At 60.0% G+C, this 22,164-nt stretch carries 23 protein-coding genes and 1 tRNA gene; 15 read left to right on the top strand and 9 right to left on the bottom strand.

Annotation, left to right across the window (positions count from 1 at the left end; translation table 11 throughout):
* Window positions 1–116: 116 nt before the first annotated feature.
* The gene (locus tag ACIO0C_RS27955) at window positions 117–1,157 is read right to left on the bottom strand and encodes a patatin-like phospholipase family protein (RefSeq protein WP_401317174.1); all 1,041 of its coding nucleotides are present in this window, start codon (window positions 1,155–1,157) and stop codon (window positions 117–119) included.
* A 217-nt stretch (window positions 1,158–1,374) separates the two neighbouring features.
* Between ACIO0C_RS27955 and ACIO0C_RS27960 the strand changes: the two genes are divergently transcribed.
* The 3 genes from ACIO0C_RS27960 (at window position 1,375) to ACIO0C_RS27970 (ending at window position 3,457) form a co-directional block, all read left to right on the top strand.
* Window positions 1,375–1,653 carry a hypothetical protein gene (locus ACIO0C_RS27960; RefSeq protein WP_008061821.1) on the top strand — a complete coding sequence of 93 codons (279 nt, stop codon included), beginning with the start codon at window positions 1,375–1,377 and terminating at the stop codon, window positions 1,651–1,653.
* A 95-nt stretch (window positions 1,654–1,748) separates the two neighbouring features.
* Window positions 1,749–2,507 carry a CHAD domain-containing protein gene (locus ACIO0C_RS27965; RefSeq protein WP_401317177.1) on the top strand — a complete coding sequence of 253 codons (759 nt, stop codon included), beginning with the start codon at window positions 1,749–1,751 and terminating at the stop codon, window positions 2,505–2,507.
* A 152-nt stretch (window positions 2,508–2,659) separates the two neighbouring features.
* Window positions 2,660–3,457, top strand: a complete 798-nt coding sequence (locus ACIO0C_RS27970; RefSeq protein WP_401317180.1) for an acyl-CoA thioesterase — start codon at window positions 2,660–2,662, stop codon at window positions 3,455–3,457.
* Here the strand turns inward: ACIO0C_RS27970 and ACIO0C_RS27975 are convergent, their stop codons facing one another.
* Both ACIO0C_RS27975 and ACIO0C_RS27980 read right to left on the bottom strand, forming a co-directional pair.
* A complete protein-coding gene (locus tag ACIO0C_RS27975) occupies window positions 3,458–3,823 on the bottom strand; it encodes a terminase (RefSeq protein WP_401317182.1) in 366 nt (121 codons plus the stop codon). It abuts the gene before it with no gap.
* Between the two features lie 113 nt (window positions 3,824–3,936).
* The gene (locus tag ACIO0C_RS27980; protein ID WP_401317185.1) at window positions 3,937–5,418 is read right to left on the bottom strand and encodes a methyl-accepting chemotaxis protein; all 1,482 of its coding nucleotides are present in this window, start codon (window positions 5,416–5,418) and stop codon (window positions 3,937–3,939) included.
* A 179-nt stretch (window positions 5,419–5,597) separates the two neighbouring features.
* Here ACIO0C_RS27980 and ACIO0C_RS27985 point away from each other — a divergent pair, with 179 nt between their 5' ends.
* The 7 genes from ACIO0C_RS27985 (at window position 5,598) to ACIO0C_RS28015 (ending at window position 10,872) form a co-directional block, all read left to right on the top strand.
* Window positions 5,598–6,128 carry a hypothetical protein gene (locus ACIO0C_RS27985; protein ID WP_401317188.1) on the top strand — a complete coding sequence of 177 codons (531 nt, stop codon included), beginning with the start codon at window positions 5,598–5,600 and terminating at the stop codon, window positions 6,126–6,128.
* 82 nt (window positions 6,129–6,210) lie between these two features.
* A complete protein-coding gene (locus ACIO0C_RS27990) occupies window positions 6,211–6,402 on the top strand; it encodes a PLDc N-terminal domain-containing protein (RefSeq protein ID WP_020796120.1) in 192 nt (63 codons plus the stop codon).
* Window positions 6,403–6,538: 136 nt separating this feature from the next.
* Window positions 6,539–6,772, top strand: coding sequence for a hypothetical protein (locus ACIO0C_RS27995; protein WP_401317191.1), 234 nt, complete (start codon window positions 6,539–6,541; stop codon window positions 6,770–6,772).
* 218 nt (window positions 6,773–6,990) lie between these two features.
* Window positions 6,991–7,335 carry a ribonuclease E inhibitor RraB gene (locus tag ACIO0C_RS28000; protein ID WP_007971898.1) on the top strand — a complete coding sequence of 115 codons (345 nt, stop codon included), beginning with the start codon at window positions 6,991–6,993 and terminating at the stop codon, window positions 7,333–7,335.
* 358 nt (window positions 7,336–7,693) lie between these two features.
* Window positions 7,694–9,103 (top strand): circularly permuted type 2 ATP-grasp protein, encoded by a 1,410-nt coding sequence (locus ACIO0C_RS28005; RefSeq protein WP_339552769.1) that lies wholly within the window; start codon window positions 7,694–7,696, stop codon window positions 9,101–9,103.
* Window positions 9,104–9,115: 12 nt separating this feature from the next.
* Window positions 9,116–10,066: an alpha-E domain-containing protein gene (locus ACIO0C_RS28010; RefSeq protein ID WP_401317196.1), complete on the top strand. Its 951-nt coding sequence runs from the start codon at window positions 9,116–9,118 to the stop codon at window positions 10,064–10,066.
* On the top strand, window positions 10,063–10,872 hold the full coding sequence (locus tag ACIO0C_RS28015) for a transglutaminase domain-containing protein (RefSeq protein ID WP_401317199.1): 810 nt from the start codon (window positions 10,063–10,065) through the stop codon (window positions 10,870–10,872). Before ACIO0C_RS28010 ends, ACIO0C_RS28015 begins: the two co-directional genes overlap by 4 nt.
* A 172-nt stretch (window positions 10,873–11,044) precedes the next feature.
* Here ACIO0C_RS28015 and ACIO0C_RS28020 read toward each other — a convergent pair whose 3' ends face one another.
* Window positions 11,045–11,866: a c-type cytochrome gene (locus ACIO0C_RS28020; protein ID WP_401317274.1), complete on the bottom strand. Its 822-nt coding sequence runs from the start codon at window positions 11,864–11,866 to the stop codon at window positions 11,045–11,047.
* Between the two features lie 620 nt (window positions 11,867–12,486).
* Here ACIO0C_RS28020 and ACIO0C_RS28025 point away from each other — a divergent pair.
* The 3 genes from ACIO0C_RS28025 to ACIO0C_RS28035 all read left to right on the top strand — a co-directional run bounded on the left by ACIO0C_RS28025 (window position 12,487) and on the right by ACIO0C_RS28035 (window position 16,678).
* Complete coding sequence (locus ACIO0C_RS28025; protein WP_401317202.1) at window positions 12,487–13,692, top strand: acetyl-CoA C-acetyltransferase; 1,206 nt, start codon at window positions 12,487–12,489, stop codon at window positions 13,690–13,692.
* Between the two features lie 24 nt (window positions 13,693–13,716).
* On the top strand, window positions 13,717–15,861 hold the full coding sequence (locus ACIO0C_RS28030) for a 3-hydroxyacyl-CoA dehydrogenase NAD-binding domain-containing protein (protein WP_401317205.1): 2,145 nt from the start codon (window positions 13,717–13,719) through the stop codon (window positions 15,859–15,861).
* A gap of 94 nt (window positions 15,862–15,955) precedes the next feature.
* The gene (locus ACIO0C_RS28035) at window positions 15,956–16,678 is read left to right on the top strand and encodes an amidotransferase (protein ID WP_401317208.1); all 723 of its coding nucleotides are present in this window, start codon (window positions 15,956–15,958) and stop codon (window positions 16,676–16,678) included.
* A gap of 90 nt (window positions 16,679–16,768) precedes the next feature.
* Here the strand turns inward: ACIO0C_RS28035 and ACIO0C_RS28040 are convergent, their stop codons facing one another.
* The 3 genes from ACIO0C_RS28040 to ACIO0C_RS28050 all read right to left on the bottom strand — a co-directional run bounded on the left by ACIO0C_RS28040 (window position 16,769) and on the right by ACIO0C_RS28050 (window position 19,505).
* Window positions 16,769–17,740 carry a magnesium and cobalt transport protein CorA gene (locus tag ACIO0C_RS28040; RefSeq protein WP_401317211.1) on the bottom strand — a complete coding sequence of 324 codons (972 nt, stop codon included), beginning with the start codon at window positions 17,738–17,740 and terminating at the stop codon, window positions 16,769–16,771.
* A gap of 138 nt (window positions 17,741–17,878) precedes the next feature.
* On the bottom strand, window positions 17,879–18,601 hold the full coding sequence (locus ACIO0C_RS28045; protein ID WP_401317214.1) for a lysophospholipid acyltransferase family protein: 723 nt from the start codon (window positions 18,599–18,601) through the stop codon (window positions 17,879–17,881).
* Window positions 18,602–18,815: 214 nt separating this feature from the next.
* Window positions 18,816–19,505, bottom strand: a complete 690-nt coding sequence (locus tag ACIO0C_RS28050) for a crotonase/enoyl-CoA hydratase family protein (RefSeq protein ID WP_401317217.1) — start codon at window positions 19,503–19,505, stop codon at window positions 18,816–18,818.
* Window positions 19,506–19,569: 64 nt separating this feature from the next.
* On the opposite strand from ACIO0C_RS28050, the gene ACIO0C_RS28055 reads away from it, so the two are divergent.
* Window positions 19,570–19,728 carry a hypothetical protein gene (locus tag ACIO0C_RS28055; protein ID WP_401317220.1) on the top strand — a complete coding sequence of 53 codons (159 nt, stop codon included), beginning with the start codon at window positions 19,570–19,572 and terminating at the stop codon, window positions 19,726–19,728.
* Between the two features lie 85 nt (window positions 19,729–19,813).
* Window positions 19,814–19,903: transfer RNA gene (locus ACIO0C_RS28060), tRNA-Ser, on the top strand.
* 80 nt (window positions 19,904–19,983) lie between these two features.
* On the opposite strand, the gene ACIO0C_RS28065 is transcribed toward ACIO0C_RS28060, so the two are convergent.
* Window positions 19,984–20,250 (bottom strand): hypothetical protein, encoded by a 267-nt coding sequence (locus tag ACIO0C_RS28065; protein WP_390957264.1) that lies wholly within the window; start codon window positions 20,248–20,250, stop codon window positions 19,984–19,986.
* 149 nt (window positions 20,251–20,399) lie between these two features.
* On the bottom strand, window positions 20,400–22,103 hold the full coding sequence (gene phaC / locus ACIO0C_RS28070) for a class I poly(R)-hydroxyalkanoic acid synthase (RefSeq protein WP_401317277.1): 1,704 nt from the start codon (window positions 22,101–22,103) through the stop codon (window positions 20,400–20,402).
* Between the last annotated feature and the right edge of the window lie 61 nt (window positions 22,104–22,164).

Raw genomic sequence — 22,164 nt, forward strand, 5'->3', positions numbered from 1 at the left:
CTGAGGGATCGACGAAGGCAGGAGCGAGAAAAGCTGAAGGCTGCCCAAGGCAGCCTTCAGCTATGAAACATGTTTACCGGACACTAGTGACGCTCGGCGTGGGAACGATCGTCGTTTCAGGAATCCCGCTCATTCTCATAGCGATCCAGCGTATCGCGCGCAATCTCGCGTCCAAGTGCGATCAACTCCGGTGCCTTGTAGAACTCGAAAAACCGGCATACCCGCTTCGGCACGTTGATCAGGATGTCCGGCGGATACCCGGCAATCTTGTATTGCGCCAGCGAGGTCTGCATCACCTCGAAACTCTGGTTGATCAAATCCAGCAGGGACGCCGGCCCCACGTTGTCGATGATGAACGACCCGGTGGCGGACTTCGGCGCACCGTCCCGTTCAGGCGCGGCCGCCGGTTGTTGGGCTTCGGGTTCGGCCGACTCGACCCAGGGGTTGATCTCCGCCGCTTCGGCCATCAGCGCTTCCTTCTCCAGCAACAGCAATTGTTCGGCCTGCTTGCGCCGGAACGGCATCTTCGAACCCAGGGAACTGATCAGGCTGTCGAAGCGGGTCTTGAACGCGGCCGGACGCTGGATCACCGGCAACTGATAGTGACGCTGGTTGGTGGAGTTGAGGTTGACTGCGATGATCAGGTCGCAATGGCTCGACACCACCGGCACGATCGGCAACGGGTTGAGGATGCCGCCATCGACCAGCATGCGATTACCCTGCATCACCGGTGTAAACAGACTGGGAATCGCCGCCGAGGCACGCATGGCCTGGTGCAGGCAGCCCTCCTGGAACCAGATTTCCTGCTGGTTGGTCAGGTCGGTGGCCACCGCCGTATAGGGGATGCGCAGGTCTTCGATATTGATTTCACCTACGATCTTGCGGATCTGCCCGAAAACCTTTTCCCCGCGGATGGCCCCCAGGCGAAAACTGACGTCCACCAGGCGCAACACGTCGAGGTAATCCAGGCTCTCGATCCAGTCGCGATAATCATCGAGTTTGCCGGCGGCGTAGATCCCGCCAACCACCGCCCCCATGGAACAACCGGCGATACAGGCGATATCGTAGCCACGCCGTTCGATTTCCTGGATGACGCCGATATGGGCATAGCCCCGGGCTCCACCCGAGCCCAATACCAGTGCGACACGCTTTTTCATTGATCGCCCTCGTTTGAATGGTTCAACAATGCACCCATCGAGGGGCCCGCTTCAATCGCCAGGTCGTTCGGTTGCGCGAATGGGTCGTTTTTTCGACACTCCATGGCGGCAGATAGGTATTCTCGCGCCACAGGGTTCGGGTTGGCGATGGACGGCACTTTTTGCCCGCCAGACCGTCCTACCTGCATAGTATTTACCTATCTTTGAGGTGTAAGAAATGAAAGCCTGGATCTGTGTGCCACTGATTGCCCTGGCACTGGCCGGTTGTGCCGGCAAAACCGCTTATCGCGACAGCTGCGGCAGCCAGCTCGATGCCGCGTGGCGCGAGCTGGACCTGGCCAAGGCCGAAGGCTTCGCCGGAACCGTCAGCTACTCCAAGGCGTTGTCGCTGCTGACCGCGGCCAAGACCCAGCAGCAATTCGAAGGCTTCGAGGGCTGCTCGAAGAAGGCCGAGAAGGCGCGTTTCTATATTCGTGAATCGCGCGCGGGGCGATAGGCGTGAAGCAGCTATAGGTTATAAGCTGCAAGCTGCAAGTCAGTTCGCTTGCAGCTTGCAGCTTGAAGCTCGCAGCTGTTTAAGGAGTAAACCAAATGATCGATAGGTTGGTGGCCCGGGTCCTGGGCCTGGAAATTCGTCTGCTGGCCTGTCAGGCACGCTTGAGTGCCCACACCGACCCTGAGGCCTTGCACGACTTGCGCACTACGGTGCGCCGATTGCGCAGCCTGTTGCGGCCGTTGCGGGGCTTGCCCGGGGTCGAACAGCTGGAGGTGGCGGCGTCCGGGGTGGGCGACCTGACCACGCCATTGCGCGATCGCGAGGTGTTGGCGGCCTACTTGCTTGAGCACGATCAAGTGCAAGCCGCGCAGCGGCGCATGGTGCAAATGGCCAAGGCCTATCCCGCGGTGGCGACCAGTACCGAGCTTGCGCAACTGCTGATGATCCTCGATGCCTTCCCGCGATTCCTGCGCGCTTCTCAGCGCCAGGGGTTGCTCAAGGGGATCGGCAAGAGCATCGAAAAGCGCCTGGGCAAACAGTGGAAGAAACTCGACACCGCCCTGCACGATCCGGCCCATGACCGTCATCGTTTGCGCCTGCTGATCAAGCGCGTGCGCTACGGCATCGACGCCTACCCCGAACTGGATCGCCTGCCCCCGGCCGCCATGCCCAGATTGAAAGCGGCCCAGGGAGCCCTTGGGGATTGGCACGACTGTGTGCAATGGCTGGCCATGGCCGAGCAGGAAGCCGATTTGCAGCCTTGCGTCGCCGTTTGGCAAGCCACCATGGCCGAGGCCGAACAGCGTGCCGACCGGGTGCTGGACAAACTCAGCAAGGCCTGTTTCAAATCCTGAAACCACCACGGCCCTTTGTAGGAGCGAGCATGCTCGCTTCTACAGGGAGGCACAGGCGGCTCATCTGTCAGTCAATTTGACCGGAATAGGCACTGTACAGCCCCAGTGAGCTGGTTAAGATTCCTTCATCCTTTTCCTGCCTTGAGGTCTTCATGCGCTTTTGCGATCTGCTCGACGCTGTCCGCCGTCAGCCACTGGAACTGTCGATCCCGGCCGGATGGGCGCAAGGCCGCGCCAGTTTCGGCGGCCTGGTGGTTGCCTTGCAATACGAAGCCATGCGCGCCAAGGTGCCGGCGGACCGGCCGGTGCGCTCGCTGGCTATCACCTTTGTCGGCCCGGTCGAACCCGACGTGCCGGTCAGTTTTGAAGTCGAGGTATTGCGCGAGGGCAAGGCGGTCAGCCAGGTGCTGGGCCGGGCGATGCAGGGCGGCCAGGTGGTCACCCTGGTCCAGGGCAGCTTCGGCGCCTCGCGTCCATCGGAAGTGGCGGTGCAAGCCGTGTCGGCGCCAGCGATGAAGCATTGGGACGACTGCCAGGAACTGCCCTTCATCGAGGGCGTGCTCCCGCAATTCATGCAGCATCTGGCGATGCGCTGGAGTGTTGGCGGGTTGCCGTTCACCGGCAATACCTCCCGTCAAATGGGTGGCTGGGTGCGCTTGCGGGGTGATGTGAAGGAGGAGCCGGTCACCGAGGCGCACATCCTGGCGCTGGTGGATGCCTGGCCTCCGGCCCTTATGCCGTTCCTGAAGAAGCCGGCGATGGGCAGCACGCTGACCTGGACCATCGAATTCGTCCAGCCGTTGCGGGAGCTGAGCACCCTGGACTGGTGCAAGTACCTGGTCGAAACCGAGCATGCCGCCGACGGCTACGGCCATGCCGCCGCGAAGTTGTGGGACGTGGAAGGGCGGTTGATCGCCATGAGCCGGCAAACGGTGACGGTGTTCGGCTGATCAATGACGACGGTGGCGCTCCTTCCAGGCGCGCCACCAGCCGCCGCTGAGGAAATATCGCGGGAAGGTCAGGAATTGCTCGACCAGCAAACGTGAAACCGCATCCTTACGATCGCTGAACGGCTCGGAAGCCTGCGCCTCCAGGGTATGGCCATGGCGTTGCAAGCCCAGGGCGGCAATCACACCGATGATGCCGATGGCGAAATTGGCCAGGTTCAGGCTGAACACCCCGCAGGCGATCAGCAGGAAGGCGACGATGAACAACGGCACGGCAATCAGGTGCAACACCAGATTGGCCGGGTGTTGGTGATTGTTCGGGTACGCACGCCATTGCCAGGCGGGAAGGTTAGGGTGACGTTTACCCATGATGCCGATCCTCGATCCATGTTGAACTCATGAATTAAGGATAGGCCCGGTAAATGCAGGCGGCGAATCAAGCTTGGCTATCGAAGCGATAGCGGTCATGGTCAATATCGATGTTATAGCCTGAGCTGTCCGATCGCCGTGCTCAATTGCCCGGCCAACACCGCCAGCTCAACACTGGTGGTTGCCGAGCTGACGGTCTGGCGCACCGTATTCTCGGTCACGTCGCGGATGCTCACCACCGCCCGGTTCATCTCTTCGGCCACCTGGCTTTGTTGCTCGGCCGCCACGGCGATCTGGGTGTTGCTTTCGCGCATTTGCGCCACCGCCCCGGTGATCTGCGCCAACGCGGTCCCAGCCTCCTGGGCCTGCTGAACGCATTCGTCGGCCTTGAATGAACTCTCCTGCATGAAGTCCACCGCATCGCGAGTACCTGATTGCAAGGCGGACACCATTACGGTGATTTCATCGGTGGAGGTTTGTACGCGCTTGGCCAGGTTGCGCACTTCATCGGCGACCACCGCAAAGCCACGGCCCATTTCACCGGCCCGGGCCGCTTCGATCGCCGCGTTCAGCGCCAGCAGATTGGTCTGCTCGGCAATGCTGTGGATCACATTGACCACTCCGTTGATCTTCTGGCTGTCCTCGGCCAGGCGCTGGATCATCTCGGCGGTCTGCTGCACCCCGGTAGACAGTCCGGCAATCGATCGCTGCACCCGCATGACCACTTCCTGCCCGCTGCCGGCCAAGGTGTCGGCAGATTGCGACAGGTCACGGGTGGCACCGGCGTGCTGGGCGATGTGATAGACGGTGGCGGTCATTTCATTGATGGCCGTTGCCGCCTGATCGGTTTCGCTCTGCTGGCCGAGCATGCCGTGACGCACCTCATTCATGCTCGAGGCCAGGCGTGCTGCGCCTTCGTCGAGTTGTCGGATCGTGCTGGCGACAGTGCTCACCACACCCTGGTAACCGGCTTGCATGGCGTTGAACGCGTTGGCCATCTGCCCGACTTCGTCGCTGCAGGTCAGTGGGACGCGGGCCGACAGGTCGCCGGTTTTTTCAACGTGGAGCATCACGTCTTTGAGGGTATTGAGCTGACTGAGCAAAAAGCGGATCAACAACTGCGAGGCACCGAGCATCGCCAGCATCAGGATGAACACCGCCAGCGCATAGTTGGCAACACGCTCGCCGAACACCTGGCCCAGGCTTGGGCCATGGGCGATCAGCGCAACCCGCTGACCATCCGCACGGGTGACGACTTGGGCGCCGATCGGCAGGTCGTCACCGAAATACGGCAATGAATTGATCTCGACCCAGCCGTTGGCGTCGGCCAGTGCCTGCAGCGGCTGTCCGTTCAGCCGCGGTACCTGGTCGTGTTCGAACATCAGCAGGTTCTCGGCCTTGGGCAAAGGCTGCCCGGCAGGCCAGGCCGCGAGCAATCGCGCCTGGGCCTGGGCCGATGCCTGGGCGGCATTGCTGCGGGCTTGTTGCTCGAGTTGCACGGCATACAACACCAGCAGTAGCGTGGTGACGAAGGCGACGGCATTCACCGCCCAGAATTTGTACTTCAGCGAGATGTTGCTAAGCCAGGCACCCATGGAGGTCTTCTCTGATAGCGGAAACAGTTTTGGCAAGGTGCCATTATTGTGCCGCTATTGTTTGGCTGAACGCTTGATGCAGGTCAAGATTGCGAGCCCTGTTTGCAAGCCGCCATCGTCGGGCGTAATGCGCTATCCTGCGCGCCCTGAAAATTGACTTGCTACAGGATCTGCCCCCCATGAAAGCCGCCCTCATCGAACTCATCAGCAACATCAGCTCCGGGTGCATGGCCGATGACGAAATCGAGAAAGTCGCTGACGAAGCGGCCCAGGCCTACGCAGATCCTGCGGCTTTCCTCGGCGCCAACCCGGACATCAACTACGACGACAGCTTTCCGATCCCGCTGGGTGAGTGGGTGGTCGTTGGCAGCCTGCCCGAGACCGTGCTGTTCCAGGCCGACACCTATGTGGACCTGTTTGCCCAGATCGTCGCCTCGTTCGGCCCGGGGGTAGAGTTCAATCTCAAGCCCAAGCAATTGGCCAAGACCGAAGCGCTGACCGCGCTGAATCGCATCCAGGTGCAGATGAGCAGCCTGAACAAGGAAAATGGCGGTTACACGCTGATGAACTTCAGCCAGTTGCTGGACGATGAACTGCAAGTGGTACTGGTCTACGGCAATGCCGTGCCACGGGTACTCGAGCTGTGCGCCGAAGCCGGCATCGCCGCCGCGCCCTCGCTGGAAGCCTTGAAAGTGTCGATCCACGTCTGAACCGTCAAAGCTGTCAAAAAAAGGGAACCCTGGTCAGGGACGGCTATCCTAAGAGGGCATATCACTCTTCGGGAGCGTCATCATGGGTTCCACGTTCAACAGCCTGGTGGGCTTGATCATTCTTGCCTTGGACATCTGGGCAATCATCAACGTGTTGAAAAGCGGTGCCGAAACCGGGATGAAAATCTTCTGGGTGCTGTTGATCCTGTTGCTGCCGGTTCTGGGCCTGATCATCTGGGCGATTGCCGGTCCCCGGGGGAACGTGCGCATCTGACAGGGGTCACCGTCTGAACGGGGCGTCAGGCAGCCTTTGCTGACGCCTGCTATTGTTGATTCGCCGGAACATTTACCCCGCGTCCAGGGTCGAGATAGGTGTAAGCCCATCCATGGGTTTTATCGAGGAGGCACCGATGCAAAAGTGGAAAGTCACTTTCGTGGATGATCATGGTGAATTAATCGACGAAGTCTTCGAGTGCGAGGAGTGCCCGAGTCACGAAGAGGCCGCCAAACTCATCAAGGAACGGTTGCTTCCCGTGGCCGCCGAACTGGATCTGAACGATCTGGAGGGGCGCACTTGCGATGCAGGCGTCAAAAGCCTGAAATCCCAGAACAGTATTGAAATTCGCAGCATCACCCCCGTCTGAACCTCTTCTCGTTATCGACTACAGCAGAACCAGGCCTTGGCAGCGGCTCTATCTTGGGGCTACTCTGCAATCGAGATCAGCGAATGAATCGCTAAGGTCTGGTCTTGTCAGCTCCATGCTTGTTTCCCGTCGGCATCTGGTTGCCGATTGGTGCGCACCTTTGGGTTCGCACACAGGGAGTACGGAAAGTCTATCCATCAGTTTGAGGAGGACGTTTCATGAGCACAGCCTATCAAGAAGACATCAGCAGCAGTGTGCTGCGCCGCATGAAAGAAGGCGGTTTTGACTTTTCCCGGTTCCATCCCATCGAGTTCTACGCCATTTTCCCGGACGAGGAGCGGGCACGCAGGGCGGCAGGTCATTTCCACCGTGGTGAATCCCTGGATGCGCAAGTCAGTGTGCGCGACGATGGCGCCTGGGCGCTGGAATTGTGCAAAGTCATGTATGCCACCTACGACGACATTGGCGATTTCGAGCAGGGCTTCGAAGCCGTGGTCGAGCCACTGGGCGGCATCATTGAAGGCTGGGGTGTGAAACAGGAGGTACGAGGGCGACTCGCATAAACTTATGAACAGTTACAACCAGCAATGACGGCTGACCTTCGGGTTGGCCGTTTTCGTTTTTGCCGAAGGGAAATTCAACACGGCTTTGTAGGAGCCCGGCTTGCCGGCGAAGGCGTCCCCGAGAGTGACGCATGACTTAATGACGCCTTCGCCGGCAAGCCGGCTCCTACAGACTATGCTGGTCACAGGCGACAACAACGCCTTGCAATGAAGCGGGGGCAGTCAGGTTGGGGCATTTACCGCACAGGATTGGTGCGGTGTTCGCATAGTGATTATCCAACCGATTGAAATCTAAGCGTTTCTGCCGATGGCACGGGCCTTGCGAAGGCCTGGATGTCCGGGTGACAAGGAGTACGGCATGATCCGCACCTATTTTGATGAGATGTACGATGCCGGCGGCCAGGTCCGCCCGCATTATCGGGAGTTTGCCCGTTGGCTGGCCGAGACGCCTGACGAGCTTCTGGCACAACGGCGACGCGAGGCCGATCTGTTATTTCATCGCGCCGGGATTACCTTCACGCTCTACGGTGATGAGCAGGGGACAGAGCGCCTGATTCCCTTCGACACCATCCCGCGCAGCATCCCCGCCAGTGAATGGCGTGTGGTCGAGCGCGGCTGTATCCAGCGGGTCAAGGCGTTGAACATGTTCCTCGCCGACCTGTACCACGAGCAGCGCATCATCAAGGCCGGGATCATTCCCGCCGAGCAGGTGCTGGCCAACGAGCAATACCAGTTGGCAATGCAAGGGTTGGACTTGCACCGCGATATCTATTCGCACATTTCCGGCGTCGACCTGGTACGCGACGGCGACGGCACCTACTACGTGCTCGAGGACAATCTTCGTACACCGAGCGGCGTCAGCTACATGCTCGAAGACCGCAAGATGATGATGCGACTGTTCCCCGAGCTGTTTGCGGCCCAGCGCATTGCCCCGATCGACCATTACCCGAACCTGTTGCTCGACACCCTGAAAAGCTCCAGCCCCATCGATAACCCGAGTGTCGTGGTGCTGACGCCGGGGCGCTTCAACAGCGCGTTCTTCGAGCATGCGTTCCTGGCGCGGGAAATGGGCGTCGAGTTGGTGGAGGGCGCGGATCTGTTCGTGCGGGACGACAAGGTGTTCATGCGCACGACCGACGGGCCGAAAGCCGTCGACGTGATCTACCGCCGTCTCGACGATGCGTTCCTCGATCCGCTGGCATTCAATCCCGACTCGATGCTGGGCGTGCCGGGGCTGCTGTCGTCCTATCGTTCCGGCAATGTCGTGTTGGCCAACGCCATCGGCACCGGGGTGGCGGACGACAAATCGGTGTATCCGTTCGTCACCGACATGATCCGTTTCTATCTGGACGAAGAACCGATCCTGAAGAACGTGCCCACGTGGCAGTGTCGTAATCCTTCTGAACTGTCCCACGTTCTGGCCAATCTGCCAGAGCTGGTGGTCAAGGAAACTCAGGGCTCCGGCGGCTACGGAATGCTGGTGGGGCCAGCGGCGACCGCTGCGGAAATCGAAGCCTTCCGCGCACGCATCATCGCCAAGCCCCATGCTTACATCGCACAGCCGACGCTGTCGCTGTCGACCTGTCCGACCTTTGTCGAAAACGGCATCGCGCCACGCCACATCGACCTGCGTCCGTTTGTATTGTCTGGCCGTGAAACCCGGGTCGTGCCCGGCGGTTTGACCCGTGTCGCCCTGCGCGAAGGCTCCCTGGTGGTGAACTCCTCCCAGGGCGGCGGAACCAAGGACACCTGGGTGGTCGAGGATTGAAGGAAGCCTGACATGTTAAGTAGAACTGCCTCGGATCTGTATTGGATGTCGCGTTACCTGGAGCGGGCGGAAAACCTCGCACGGATGCTCGACATCAGTTATTCGCTGTCGCTGATGCCCCAGGATGGTCGCGGTAACGGCTTGCACGAATTGGCCATGCCGTTGCTGATTACCGGCACCCTGGACGATTACCTCGAACGCCACGGCGAGCTGCATGCCGAACGGCTGTTGCATTTCTTTGCCCTGGACGCGGCCAACCCGGCGAGCATCTACAGTTGCCTCGGTGCCGCACGGGCCAGTGCCCACGCGGTGCGTGGCCGCATCACCGCCGACATGTGGGAAAACATCAACGCCACTTGGCTTGAGATTCGCGGCATCGCCGGACAGGGCCTGAGCCGCTACGGCATGAGCCGTTTCTGCGAGTGGATCAAGGAGCGTTCCCACCTGTTTCGTGGCGCCTCCTACGGCACCATCATGCGCAATGACGCGTTCCGCTTCATTCGCCTGGGGACGTTCATCGAAAGGGCCGACAACACACTGCGCCTGCTTGATGCCCGCTACGAAATGGCCGGCGATCAGGCCGAAGCGGTCAGCGACGGCACGGCCCACGCCTACTACCAGTGGAGTGCGTTGCTGCGCGCCTTGTCGTCTTTCGAGGCGTACACCGAGATCTACCGTGACGCCCCCGGTGCCCGGCATGTGGCCGAGTTGCTGCTGCTGCGGGCCGATGTGCCGCGCTCCTTGCGGGCCTGCACCGAAGAAATCGACCAGATCCTCGCGCAACTGCCGGGGGCCAATGGCCGCCCGGCACAGCGCATGGCAGCAGAGATCGACGCGCGATTGCGCTACACCGGCATCAACGAAATCCTCGACGAAGGGCTGCATGCCTGGCTGACCGAGTTCATCCCGCTGGTACGCCAGTTGGGTAACGCCATTCACAGTTCCTACCTGGAGGCTGCATGAGACTTTCCATAAGCCACGAGACCACCTATCACTACGAGGATCAGGTGCGGGCGAGCATCCAGTACCTGCGACTGACCCCCCACGACAGCGAGCGCCAGCACGTGCTCAGCTGGCAGCTTGATCTCCCGCGGCCGGTGCGCGCGCAACTGGATCCGTTCGGCAACATCCTGCACGTGCTGACCATGGACGAGCCTCACGAGGCGATCATCATCGGCGCCCGAGGCCAGGTCGACATCGACGAGTTGCGCGAGGCTGAGCACGAGAGCCAGTCGGCATTGCCGTTCCTGCGCTTCACCCGGCTGACCGAAGCCGACCAGGCGCTGCGCGCGTTCGCCGACAAGGCCTGCAAACAGCGCCGCGATCGTACGGCGCTGATCGACTTGATGCATGGCCTGAACCAGCACATGACCTACACGCCGGGCGCCACCGAAGTGGACACCAGCGCCGCGCAGGCTTTCGCCGGACGTTCGGGCGTGTGCCAGGACCACACCCACGCGTTCCTCGCCTGTGCCCGCAGCCTGGGCGTGCCTGCGCGTTATGTGTCGGGGTATTTGTACAGCGAAAACAGCGAGCACCTGGCCAGTCATGCCTGGGCCGAAGCCTGGCTCGACGACGCCTGGTACAGTTTCGATGTAACCAATGAACTGGCGCGACCCGAGCGCCATTTGAAACTGGCGGTGGGCCTGGATTACCTGGACGCCTGCCCGGTGCGCGGCATGCGTCGCGGGGGAGGGTGTGAGCAGATGCATGCGAAGGTGTTCGTATCGCCGACGCCTGTGCCGGTGATCTCGGTGCAACAACAGTAGGAGCCAGCGGTGCGGCGATCCGACTTGCCTGCGAAGGCGTCCTTGAACATTGCGACGGTCTTGCGGGCACCTTCCTTTGTAGGAGCCCGGCTTGCCGGCGAAGGCTGCCTTGAGTCTTGCGGCGAATTCCCGGGCGCCTTCGCCGGCAAGCCGGGCTCCTACAGGGTCGGTGTCAAGGTTTAACTTTGCGCCCGACCATATGCTGCAAATACCCCACCAACATCCGCAGATCCTCATCCGGCAACACTTCGGCCGAGAACCCCGGCATCTTCGCCTGCGGCCACTGGCGCAAACTCTGCGGATCGCGGATATAGCGCTGGAGGAAATCCGCTCCAAAGTACTCGGTCGGGTTGTACGGAATATTCAGGTCCGGGCCGAACTGCGAATCCCCGGCACCGTTGAGTCGATGGCACGCCAGGCAGTTTTTCTGAAACAGCGCAAAACCCTTGTTCACCGGGTCATCGGCCTTCAACGCAGGATTGGGCAACAGGGCAGGGAAGCGCGCCGCCACCGGGGCCATGCGCTTGATGCTGGCGACCTCGAACGGCCATTGTTCCGGGCTGATGTTGCCTGCCCGCGGATCGGTCCAGACCATGTAAAACGGCCCGGCACTGTGTTTGCCTTCTGCCAGCGGCGGCCACGGTTGGGCCGGATCTTCGATCGCCAGCCAGGCACGCGCGCCCTGGGTGTTGAGCAGCGGCGCCGCCGACAACTCGGCGGCGAAGCCGTCCAGCGCCACGGCTTGCAGGTGGTCGTCGGGCTTGATGTCGGTCAATAGCGCGGCGAGCGGTACGGCGCGATAGGTCATGTCACGCTTGTAGGACACGTCATTGCTGATGCTGATGGTCTGGACCTGAGGGTGCTTGAGCAGCTCCTCGGTTTGCCACGTGCGACTGTTCGCGCCCAGCTCCAGGTTCAGCTGTGCGGCATGGAGAGGCGTGCTGAGCAGCAGGGCCCCGAACACAATGAGTGTTTTCAAATGATCGCCATCCATGTCGTGGAAATGCCGCAAAGGTTGGCACAGCCACGCTGGCTCGGGAAGCGAGCCAGCCACATTTTTACGTGGCGATTAAAAATCTGCCGTCGTCTTTTTAAGGATCGACTAACCGATCACCTTGGTCAGGTTCGGCAAAATCAACAACAGGGTGGTGGCGAAAAGAATGAGCCCGGCTTGACGAACTTTCGATTGTTTGAACATGGCTGACCGCCTTTTTTTTGTTATTTCCTGATGCCTGCCTGGACATCTCCGTGACGGCAAACGTTGCACTCCTGTAGGACGAGCGCCTCGGCAAAACCCGACGACAACTTCGTACACCTTCACCTTAGAGCCCGCGTCACGCTTGGTTTAGATCCATTTAGTATGGTGTTCTCAAAAAATCCTATTAAAAAGACATGAGGCATATTGCCAGCTTCTTGGGCGGCCTTTTGCTAGACACCTGCGTGTCCTGAACCGGTTCACCGCGTGCTGGATGACCGTCCGTCTGAGCGTGCGCGTCAATGCCCTTGAGCGCTGCGGTCATTGAATCCCCGGCCGCTCGGAATAAGGTGGAGGCTCTTTACAGGATCAAAAGATCGCAGCCTTCGGCAGCTCCCCCAGTCAGGTTCGAGGACGTCATGACCCAAGCTTTGATTTTCGACGCGTTACGCACGCCCCGGGGCAGAGGCAAGGCCAACGGTGCCTTGCACAGTGTCAAACCGGTGAGCCTGGTGGCCGGCTTGCTCACGGCGCTGCAACAGCGAACCGACCTTGATACCAGCCAGGTCGATGACGTGGTGCTCGGTTGCGTGACGCCCATCGGCGATCAAGGCTGCGACATTGCCAAGACCGCGGTGCAGGTGGCGGAGTGGGACGTCAGCGTGGCGGGTGTGCAGATCAATCGATTCTGCGCCTCGGGGCTGGAGGCGGTGAATCTGGGAGCAATGAAAGTCCGTTCCGGTTTCGAAGACCTGGTGGTGGTTGGCGGCGTCGAGTCCATGTCGCGCGTCCCCATGGGCAGCGACGGCGGGGCGTGGGCGCTGGACCCGCAAACCAACCTGCACAGCCATTTCATTCCACAGGGCGTGAGCGCCGACCTGATCGCCACGCTTGAAGGTTTCAGCCGTCAGGACGTGGATGCCTACGCGCTGCACTCGCAACAAAAAGCCGCACGGGCGCGCGCCGATGGTTCGTTCAAGCACTCGTTGGTACCGGTGCAGGACCAGAACGGCATCATCCTGCTCGATCATGATGAGTTCATCCGCGCCGAATCGACCCTGGAAGGCCTGGGCAAGCTCAAGCCGAGTTTCGAAACGATCGGGCAAATGGGCTTCGATGCCACCGCGCTGCGGGTCTTCAGCCAGGTGGAGCGGATCAATCATGTGCACACCCCCGGCAACAGTTCCGGGATCGTCGACGGCGCGGCATTGATGTTGATCGGCTCCGAGGCCAAGGGCCGGGCGCTGGGCTTGCAACCACGGGCGCGGATCGTCGCCACGGCAGTCACCAGCACCGACCCGACCCTCATGCTCACCGGCCCCGCGCCGGCCACCCGCAAGGCGTTGGCCAAGGCCGGGCTGCGGGTCGAAGACATTGGCCTGTTCGAGGTCAACGAGGCGTTTGCCTCGGTGGTGTTGAAGTTCATCAGGGACATGGCCGTCGACCCGGACAAGGTCAATGTCAACGGTGGCTCCATTGCCATGGGCCACCCGTTGGGCGCCACAGGCTGCGCCATTCTCGGCACGCTGCTCGATGAACTGGAGAGCCGGAGCCTGCGCTATGGCCTGGCGACCTTGTGCGTCGGCGGCGGCATGGGCATTGCCACCATCATCGAACGCCTCTGAGCCCCGACTGCAAGGAACCTGTTTATGAGCCAAGCCATTCGCTACGAAAAGGGCCAGGACCAGATCGTCGTCCTGACCCTCGACCTGCCGGGCCAGAGCGCCAATACCATGAACGCGGTCTACCGCGAGGCCATGGCCGACTGTATCGCCCGTCTGCTGGCCGACAAGGACAGCATCGCGGGAGTGATCATTACCTCGGCCAAGAAAACATTCTTTGCCGGTGGCGACCTCAACGAACTGATCAAGGTCGGCAAACCCGAAGCCAACGCTTTTTATCACAGCGTACTGACCCTCAAGGGCCAACTGCGCGCCCTGGAAACCCTCGGTAAACCCGTGGTCGCCGCGATCAATGGCGCGGCGCTGGGCGGTGGCTGGGAAATCTGCCTGGCCTGCCATCACCGCATTGTGCTGGACGATCCCGGCCTGCAACTCGGCCTGCCGGAAGTGACCCTCGGCCTGCTGCCGGGCGGTGGCGGGGTGGTACGCATGGTGCGCATGCTGGGCATTGAAAAAGCCCTGCCGTACCTGCTCGAAGGCAAGAAAATCCGCCCGCAGCAGGCCTTGCAGGCGGGTTTGATCGATGACCTGGCGATCGATCGCGAGGCGCTGCTGAGCAAGGCGCGCGCCTGGATCATGGCCAACCCGAAGGCGGTTCAGCCCTGGGACGTGAAGGGCCATCAGATTCCTGGTGGCACGCCGTCGAACCCGAAAGTCGCGCAGATGCTGGCTATTGCACCGTCGATCCTGCGCAGTAAAACCCAGGGCACGCTGCCCGCACCGGAGAAAATCCTGTGTGCCGCGGTGGAGGGCGCCCAAGTGGATTTCGACACCGCGCACCTGATTGAAACCCGTTACTTCACGGAGCTGGTCACCGGCCAGGTCGCGAAAAACCTGATCGGCACCTTCTGGTTCCAGCTCAACCAGATCAATGCCGGAGGTTCGCGTCCTCAAGGCTTCGCGCCCCATGTGACGAAAAAGGTCGGCGTGCTCGGTGCCGGGATGATGGGCGCGGGCATCGCTTTTGTCAGCGCATCGGCCGGTATCGATGTGGTGCTCAAGGACATCAGTCTGGCGGCGGCCGAGAAGGGCAAGGCGCACTCGGCGTCGTTGCTCGACAAGAAAGTGGCGCGCCGGCAGATGAGCGCCGAACAGCGTGAAGCAGTACTGGCACGCATCCATACCAGCGAAAACGATGCCGATCTGGCGGGTTGCGATCTGATCATCGAAGCGGTTTTCGAAGACCGTGAGTTGAAGGCCAGAGTCTCATCGGCCGCGCAAAAAGTGGTTGGCGCGGATGCGCTGATCGCTTCCAACACCTCGACCCTGCCGATCAGTGGCCTGGCCACGGCGGTGCCGGACCCGAGCAAGTTCATCGGCCTGCATTTCTTCAGTCCTGTGGAAAAAATGCCCTTGGTGGAAATCATCAAGGGCGTCGGCACCAGCGACGAAACCCTGGCTCGCGGGTTCGATTTCGTCCTGCAAATCCGGAAAACTCCGATCGTGGTCAACGACAGCCGGGGTTTCTTCACGTCCCGGGTGTTCGGTACGTTCACCAATGAAGGCATTGCCATGCTGGGTGAAGGTGTCTGCGCGGCGATGATCGAGACCGAGGCGCGCAAGGCTGGCATGCCGGTCGGGCCGTTGGCGATCTCCGACGAGGTTTCCTTGAGCCTCATGAGCCATATCCGTCAGCAAACCGCCAAGGACCTGCAGGCAGAAGGCAAGGCGCCAGTCGAGCATCCGGCGTTCGCCGTGATCGACTTGCTGCTCAGCGAATATAAGCGTGCGGGCAAGGCCGCCGGGGGTGGTTTCTATGAATATCCGGCCGGTGGCCAAAAGCATCTGTGGCCGGAACTGAAAACCCGTTTTGAAAAGGCCGACGGGCAGATTTCGCCAAAAGATGTGCGCGATCGGCTGCTGTTCGTGCAAGCCATCGAAACCGTGCGCTGTATGGAGGAGGGCGTGCTGAGGTCGACGGCGGATGCCAACGTCGGCTCGATCTTCGGCATCGGCTTCGCTGCCTGGACCGGTGGTGCACTGCAATTCATCAATCAGTACGGGGTCAAGGACTTCGTCGCCCGCGCCCAGTATCTGGCCGGGCAATACGGCGAGCGCTTTGCACCGCCGGCCCTACTGCTGGAAAAAGCCGCCAAAGGGGAGGCGTTTTAGGGATCGGTGACACACTGCGGGGCTTGCCTTGTCACGGTGTTTCAAGGCAGGCTCTGGGGTGTGCATTATTCCCATCATGTGTCAGGTATTTTTTATGTCGTTACGCATCTGCATTCTGGAAACCGACATCCTGCGTCCGGAATTGGTCGACCAATATCAGGGCTACGGGCAGATGTTCAAACACCTGTTTTCGCAGCAACCCATCGCCGCCGAGTTCACTGTCTATAACGTGATGCAGGGCGAGTATCCCAGCGATGACCTGACGTTCGACGCCTACCTGGTGACCGGCAGCAAGGCCGATTCCTTTGGCACCGACCCCTGGATCGAAACGCTCAAGACATACCTGCTCAAGCGCTACGAGCGCGGCGACAAGCTGCTGGGCGTGTGCTTCGGCCACCAGTTGCTGGCGCTGCTGCTGGGTGGCAAAAGCGAACGGGCGACGCAAGGCTGGGGCGTTGGCACCCATAAATACAAACTCGCTGCCAAGGCGCCATGGATGAGCCCGGTGAAGGAAGAGCTGACCCTGTTGATCAGCCACCAGGATCAGGTCACCTCGCTACCGGAAAACGCCACGGTGATCGCCTCCAGCGATTTCTGTCCGTTCGCCGCCTACCACATTAACGATCAGGTGCTGTGCTTCCAGGGGCATCCGGAATTCATCCACGACTATTCCCGGGCGTTGCTGGAAATACGCCAGCAGGCGCTAGGCGAGCAGGTGTATTCGAAAGGAATCGCGAGCCTGGAAAGTGAGCATCACGGCACCACGGTCGCCGAGTGGATGATGCGGTTTGTGGCGCACAAACCCGAAGCCATTTAAAAGCTTCGCCGGCAAGCCGGCTCCTACAGGGAATCGCGTCCTTTGCAGGAGCTGGCTTGCCAGCGAATCTCACAGACAACTCGGTTTATCCTACAACCACCCCGACTTCTTGAAGCTCGCCCACAAACCTACGCACCCCACCGTGATAAACCCCAGAACCCCGAAGTACCCGTAATGCCAGGTCAGCTCCGGCATGTTCTGGAAGTTCATCCCGTAAATCCCGGCCACCGCCGTCGGGAACGCCAGGATGGCCGCCCACGCCGCAAACTTGCGCTGCACCACGCTCTGGCGTGAGGCTTCCAGCAAGACCCCGACCTCGATGGTCTGGCTGGCAATGTCCGCCAGGGTCGTCAGGTCCTCCATCTGCCGCGTCACATGAATCTGCACATCGCGAAAGTACGGGCGCATGTTCTTGTCGATGAAGGGGAAGTTCAGCTTTTGCAGTTCTTCACCGATCTCGACCATCGGCGCCGCAAACCGGCGCAGGCGCAACACGTCGCGGCGCAGGCTGTGCAGTTTTTGAATGTCGCGCTCGTTCAGGGAGCCGCACATGACGTTGCGTTCCAGCTCATCGATCTCGGCATGGATCGCTTCGCCCATCGGCTGGTAATTTTCGATGACGAAATCGAGGATGGCATAGAGGACGAAATCTTCCCCGTGCTCCAGCAACAGTGGGCGCGCCTCACAACGCTGTCGCACATAGGCATAGGACGCCGAGTGTCCGTTACGCGCGGTAATGATGTAGCCGTTGCCGGCAAAGATATGCGTCTCGATGAATTTGAGCTTGCCCTCTTCGCGTATCGGCGAATACGTGACGATGAACAGCGCATCGCCAAAGGTTTCCAGCTTCGGTCGGCTGTGTTTCTCCAGGGCGTCTTCAATGGCCAGTTCATGCAGGTTGAACTGGCGTTGCAGGTTGTACAGTTCCTCGGCGTTCGGCTCTTCAAGGCCGATCCAGACAAAGTGCCCCGGCTTTGCAGCCCAGGCCGCGCCTTCGTCGAGGGTGATGTTGGTGACTTTCTTACCAGCGCTGTAAACCGCAGCAGCAACAACTCTACCCATGATGGTGGTTCACTTCTTCTTGGCAGCGTTCAGCTTAGCCTTGTCTGCTACCGAGAGTCAGTGAAATCTTGTAGGAGCTGGTTTGCCGGCGAAGGCGCCGGCCTAGTCGATGGATTAGTCGACGGTCAGACTGCATTTTCAAGCGGCTTGCAACTGCCGATCCATCGAATCGATGCATTCGCGCATCTGCTCACGGCACTGGGCCATCAGCATGGGCATGTCATCCAGGCTCAAACCCGCGGTAGGAATGGCTGGCAAGGAGCGGATCAGGATTTTCCCACTGCGCCAGCGGTTCAAACGCATGTGTTTGACGTAACTGCTGACACACACCGGTACGATGGGCACCCCGGCCGCGATGGCCATCTGGAAGGCGCCTTTCTTGAACGGCAACAACTCTTCGCCAAGATTGCGCGTGCCCTCCGGGAACACCCAGATCGAAGTGTCTTCGTTTTGCAGGGTGTGGGTGGTGGTCAACATCGACTGGCGCGCCTTCTGCGCATTGCCGCGGTCGATCAACACATTGCCGGCCAGCCAGAACAACTGACCGAACAAGGGCACCCATTTCAGGCTTTTTTTACCGATGCACACGGTCCGGCGGGGCACTACGTTGCCAAACACGAACAAATCGTAGTTGGACTGATGGTTGGCAATGATCACGCAGCTGTCGGGTTTATCCATCAACGGCCCGACGTCGGCTTTTACCCGCAGACGCAGAATGCACATCGCTGGCCACGCATAGAGGCGTGCGCACAAGCGACTGTTGTCCGGATTGAACGGGCGACACAGGCCAAGCACCACGCCCAGCACACCCGCCACAATAAAGTGCAGCGCCATCAATGACATACGTAAAGCGAACAGCATTTGCAGGCCCCACCGGGACAAAAGGTGGCGCAGTGTACGGATGTGCACTGTTTTCGGCAATTGCCGCTATAGAGGCAGGAGATAGGCGATGTTTGAGTATATGTTTCTGACTGATGGGTCAGACTTGTTCTAGAGCGGTTGTAGGGCTTTTTAGCGCGGCGCATACGAAAAGCCCGACACGACGGTCGGGCTTTTCGTTGCTGCAAGTCGGGACTTAACCCATATGCTCCTGATCCAGGCTGATTGCGTTGTCCAGGGTTTCCAGCAGTGCCTTGCGTACTTTGAGCTTGGTGTTCTTGTGCGCAATCATGTTGATCTTCTTCAACTGACGCGCCGCCGCCAGTGCTGCACCTTGCAGCTCCTCAGCCGACACCACCACGTCAAGGAAACCGGCATCCACGGCGGACTGCGGATTGAACATTTCACCGTTGATCACCGAGCGGTGGAACGCCGATTTGCGCAGGCGATCACGGGCCAGCTCGATACCGGCATGGTGCATGGTCATGCCGATCTGTACTTCGTTCAGGCCGATACTGAACGGACCGTCGACACCGATGCGATAGTCGGCGGACAGCAGTAGAAACGCGCCCTTGGCCACGGCATGGCCAGGGCAAGCCACAATCACCGGGAACGGGTGCGACAACAAGCGACGGGCCAGCGTCGAGCCCGCAGTCACCAGCGCCACGGCTTCTTTAGGGCCAGACGTCATCACCTTCAAGTCGTAACCGCCCGACAGAATCCCTGGTTGACCGGTAATGATCACCACCGCGCGATCAGTCACTGCCTGATCCAGCGCAGCGTTGAACGCCGCAATCACGTCTGGAGAGATGGCATTGACCTTGCCGTTGCTCAAGGTCAGGGTCGCGATACCGTCTTCGAGGTGGTAGGAAATCAACTCACTCATGACGCTAATCCTTTCAATAAAGTAGGGCAGAAGTTACTCACCGCCACCCGCCAGGTAAAGCGCCGTGACTGACTCGCCAGTCACGCTCCACGCCGCCTGCAAGCGCCACCCGGCACGCCAGCCGCGCATCGCCAGCTATATAGAGGGGGATGCCAGGCCGGAGATTGGCCGGTTTGCCATTACCCAGGGCAACCAGAAACAGCTATGCGAGTTAAGCGCATGAAAATTCTGAAAAAAATGTTTGCCATCAGAAAGGCTTTCGACTACATTAGCGCGCCTCGACAGACAGAACTTGTTTGAAGAGATACGGTGAAGTGTCCGAGTGGCTTAAGGAGCACGCCTGGAAAGTGTGTATACAGGAAACTGTATCGAGAGTTCGAATCTCTCCTTCACCGCCACATTTATACGAAAAAGCCCTGATTATTCAGGGCTTTTTCGTTTCTGCGTTTCGGGAAAAAATTCCAGCCAGCGAGAATGTTTACCCTGGCATCGCCCAGGATTGCAGCGTATAGCCTCCCTGGCTCAACTCGGCGCGCACTTCTTGCAACAGGCTTTCCAGCTGCGCCGGGTCCGAATAGGTACTGCTTGGAACCTGTTTGCGACAAATACGCGTGCTGGCCCGGTCCATGACGGACAGGCTCAGTTCGCCATTACCGTCTTGCGGAGCCCAGGCGACGCATTGAAAAGGTTCGAATGCCTGGCCGGCAATCAAGAGTGCTTCGTTGATGCGAAACGGGGTGCTCATGGAGCCTCTCTCCTTGTACCCAAACAAATGATGTACCGCCGGTTGGGCTTACCGGCGGCTATCTATTGCGTTTGCGTGATTTGATCTTCGTCTTTGAGATCAAGCTGCTGTGTCGCAGGCGATGTCGCGCTCTGCTCCACAGCAGTCTTTCATTGCTTCACATAACTGCCTGGAGCCGGCTCCAGAGGCGAGTATTTGTCATTGCCGGTGTGCGCAACCGCCGGTTGGCGCTCGCCGGAGTGTCCCGCCAGCCAGTTGAACCAGTCATTCCACCAGCTACCTTGTTGCTGCTCGGCATTCTTGAACCAGGTCTCCGGGTTTTTGGTGACCCGATTGTTGGTCCAGTAGTGACGCTTCTGCTTGGCCGGCGGATTGACGACGCCGGCGATATGCCCGGAAGCGCCCAGTACGAAACGCTTGGGTCCCGAGAGCAGGTGGGTGCTGGCGTAGGCGCTCTTCCACGGCACGATGTGATCGTCATGGGTGGCCAGGATGTAGGCGGGAGCGTCGATTGCACGCAAATCCAGCTTGGTCCCGCAGCACTCCAACTCGCCTGATTTCAAGTCGTTCTGCAGGTAGGTGTGGCGCAGGTACCAGCAGTACATCGGCCCTGGAAGGTTGGTGCTGTCGTTGTTCCAGAACAGCAGATCCAGTGGAATCGGCTTCTGTCCCTTCAGGTATTTGTCGACGTTGTAGTTCCACCACAGCTCGTTGGGGCGCAGCAGGGAAAAGGTGTTGCCCATGTCCTCGCCACGGAACAGGCCGATGGGGCCGTTCACACCACCAATGGTGCGCTCGCGGTAGGCCACCAGTTCTTCATCGACGAAGATGTCGATCGGGCCGGTATCCAGATAATCCAGGAACGTGGCAAACAGGCTCAGGCTGGCGATCTCGCGGTCGCCGCGTGCAGCCAGTACCGCCAGCGCAGTGCTCAACAGGGTGCCGCCGATGCAGAAGCCCACGCAATTGATTCGCTGCTGGCCACTGATCTCGCGGGTCACTTGCAGGGCGTTGATCACTCCGTGCTCTATCAGGTCATCCCAGGTGGTGCCCGCGTGTTCCTGGTCAAAGTTGCGCCAGGACACCAGGAATACGGGATGTCCCTTTTCCAGCAGGTGGCGGACCATCGAGTTGTCCGGGCGCAGATCGAGGATGTAGTACTTGTTGATCGACGGCGGTACCACGAGAACCGGCTGCCGGTACTGGGTTTCGCTTTGCGGGTAGTACTGAATGAGTTGGAAGATCTGATTCTCGAAGACGACTTCGCCGGGGGTATTGGCCAGGTCGACGCCAACCTTGAAGGCGCCGCTATCGCACTGGCGCATCTTGCCTTCGTTCATGTCGCTGGCCAGATGCTGCATCCCTGTGATCAGGCTGGCACCTTGGGTCTCGACCGCACGCTGCAACGCATCAGGGTTACTGGCCAGGAAATTGCTCGGTGCGCTGGCGGCAATGGCTTGCTCCACCAGATAGCGCAGGCGTTGGCGTGCTTTCTTTTCGTCGATCAGCAGCTTGTCGAGCAGTTTCAGCAGGAAGCTGGAGTTGAGCAGGTAAAACGCGGCGAGGGAGCCGAACAGTGGCGCGCTCCAGTTACCGCTGGTGAAACGTCGATCATCGAAACTGAAGGGTTGGCCGGTCAGCAGTTTTTGGCCGAGTTGGGCCCATTCAACCTGATAGTCCGCTTGAAGGCTGTCCAGGGTTTCGCGAGGCAGATCGAACCAGGTGTCATGGTCATGCCCGGAAAACCAGGGATTGGTGCTCACCCATAGACGCAGTTGTTGCACTGCAAAAGATGCGATGAACGGAACCTGTCCTGACCAGAAGGTTTTGAATGTATGCGCGTTGTTGTCCATAAAATTCATACCGATGTGCCGGGCAGAAAAAAGCCGCGCTATGCCGGATTGCGGCGTAGCG

Source organism: Pseudomonas sp. NPDC087336, assembly GCF_044744285.1.
In the GTDB taxonomy this organism is placed as follows: domain Bacteria; phylum Pseudomonadota; class Gammaproteobacteria; order Pseudomonadales; family Pseudomonadaceae; genus Aquipseudomonas.

Coding starts and splice junctions, on each gene's coding strand:
- ACIO0C_RS27990 (WP_020796120.1), top strand. CDS start 6,211: ATGGGTTCCACGTTCAACAGCCTGGTGGGCTTGATCATTCTTGCCTTG.
- ACIO0C_RS28035 (WP_401317208.1), top strand. CDS start 15,956: ATGTCGTTACGCATCTGCATTCTGGAAACCGACATCCTGCGTCCGGAA.
- ACIO0C_RS27965 (WP_401317177.1), top strand. CDS start 1,749: ATGATCGATAGGTTGGTGGCCCGGGTCCTGGGCCTGGAAATTCGTCTG.
- ACIO0C_RS28025 (WP_401317202.1), top strand. CDS start 12,487: ATGACCCAAGCTTTGATTTTCGACGCGTTACGCACGCCCCGGGGCAGA.
- ACIO0C_RS27980 (WP_401317185.1), bottom strand. CDS start 5,418: ATGGGTGCCTGGCTTAGCAACATCTCGCTGAAGTACAAATTCTGGGCG.
- ACIO0C_RS28010 (WP_401317196.1), top strand. CDS start 9,116: ATGTTAAGTAGAACTGCCTCGGATCTGTATTGGATGTCGCGTTACCTG.
- ACIO0C_RS28040 (WP_401317211.1), bottom strand. CDS start 17,740: ATGGGTAGAGTTGTTGCTGCTGCGGTTTACAGCGCTGGTAAGAAAGTC.
- ACIO0C_RS28050 (WP_401317217.1), bottom strand. CDS start 19,505: ATGAGTGAGTTGATTTCCTACCACCTCGAAGACGGTATCGCGACCCTG.
- ACIO0C_RS28020 (WP_401317274.1), bottom strand. CDS start 11,866: ATGGATGGCGATCATTTGAAAACACTCATTGTGTTCGGGGCCCTGCTG.
- ACIO0C_RS27975 (WP_401317182.1), bottom strand. CDS start 3,823: ATGGGTAAACGTCACCCTAACCTTCCCGCCTGGCAATGGCGTGCGTAC.
- ACIO0C_RS28065 (WP_390957264.1), bottom strand. CDS start 20,250: ATGAGCACCCCGTTTCGCATCAACGAAGCACTCTTGATTGCCGGCCAG.
- phaC (WP_401317277.1), bottom strand. CDS start 22,103: ATGGACAACAACGCGCATACATTCAAAACCTTCTGGTCAGGACAGGTT.
- ACIO0C_RS28015 (WP_401317199.1), top strand. CDS start 10,063: ATGAGACTTTCCATAAGCCACGAGACCACCTATCACTACGAGGATCAG.
- ACIO0C_RS27960 (WP_008061821.1), top strand. CDS start 1,375: ATGAAAGCCTGGATCTGTGTGCCACTGATTGCCCTGGCACTGGCCGGT.
- ACIO0C_RS27970 (WP_401317180.1), top strand. CDS start 2,660: ATGCGCTTTTGCGATCTGCTCGACGCTGTCCGCCGTCAGCCACTGGAA.
- ACIO0C_RS27955 (WP_401317174.1), bottom strand. CDS start 1,157: ATGAAAAAGCGTGTCGCACTGGTATTGGGCTCGGGTGGAGCCCGGGGC.
- ACIO0C_RS28005 (WP_339552769.1), top strand. CDS start 7,694: ATGATCCGCACCTATTTTGATGAGATGTACGATGCCGGCGGCCAGGTC.
- ACIO0C_RS27995 (WP_401317191.1), top strand. CDS start 6,539: ATGCAAAAGTGGAAAGTCACTTTCGTGGATGATCATGGTGAATTAATC.
- ACIO0C_RS28030 (WP_401317205.1), top strand. CDS start 13,717: ATGAGCCAAGCCATTCGCTACGAAAAGGGCCAGGACCAGATCGTCGTC.
- ACIO0C_RS27985 (WP_401317188.1), top strand. CDS start 5,598: ATGAAAGCCGCCCTCATCGAACTCATCAGCAACATCAGCTCCGGGTGC.
- ACIO0C_RS28045 (WP_401317214.1), bottom strand. CDS start 18,601: ATGCTGTTCGCTTTACGTATGTCATTGATGGCGCTGCACTTTATTGTG.
- ACIO0C_RS28000 (WP_007971898.1), top strand. CDS start 6,991: ATGAGCACAGCCTATCAAGAAGACATCAGCAGCAGTGTGCTGCGCCGC.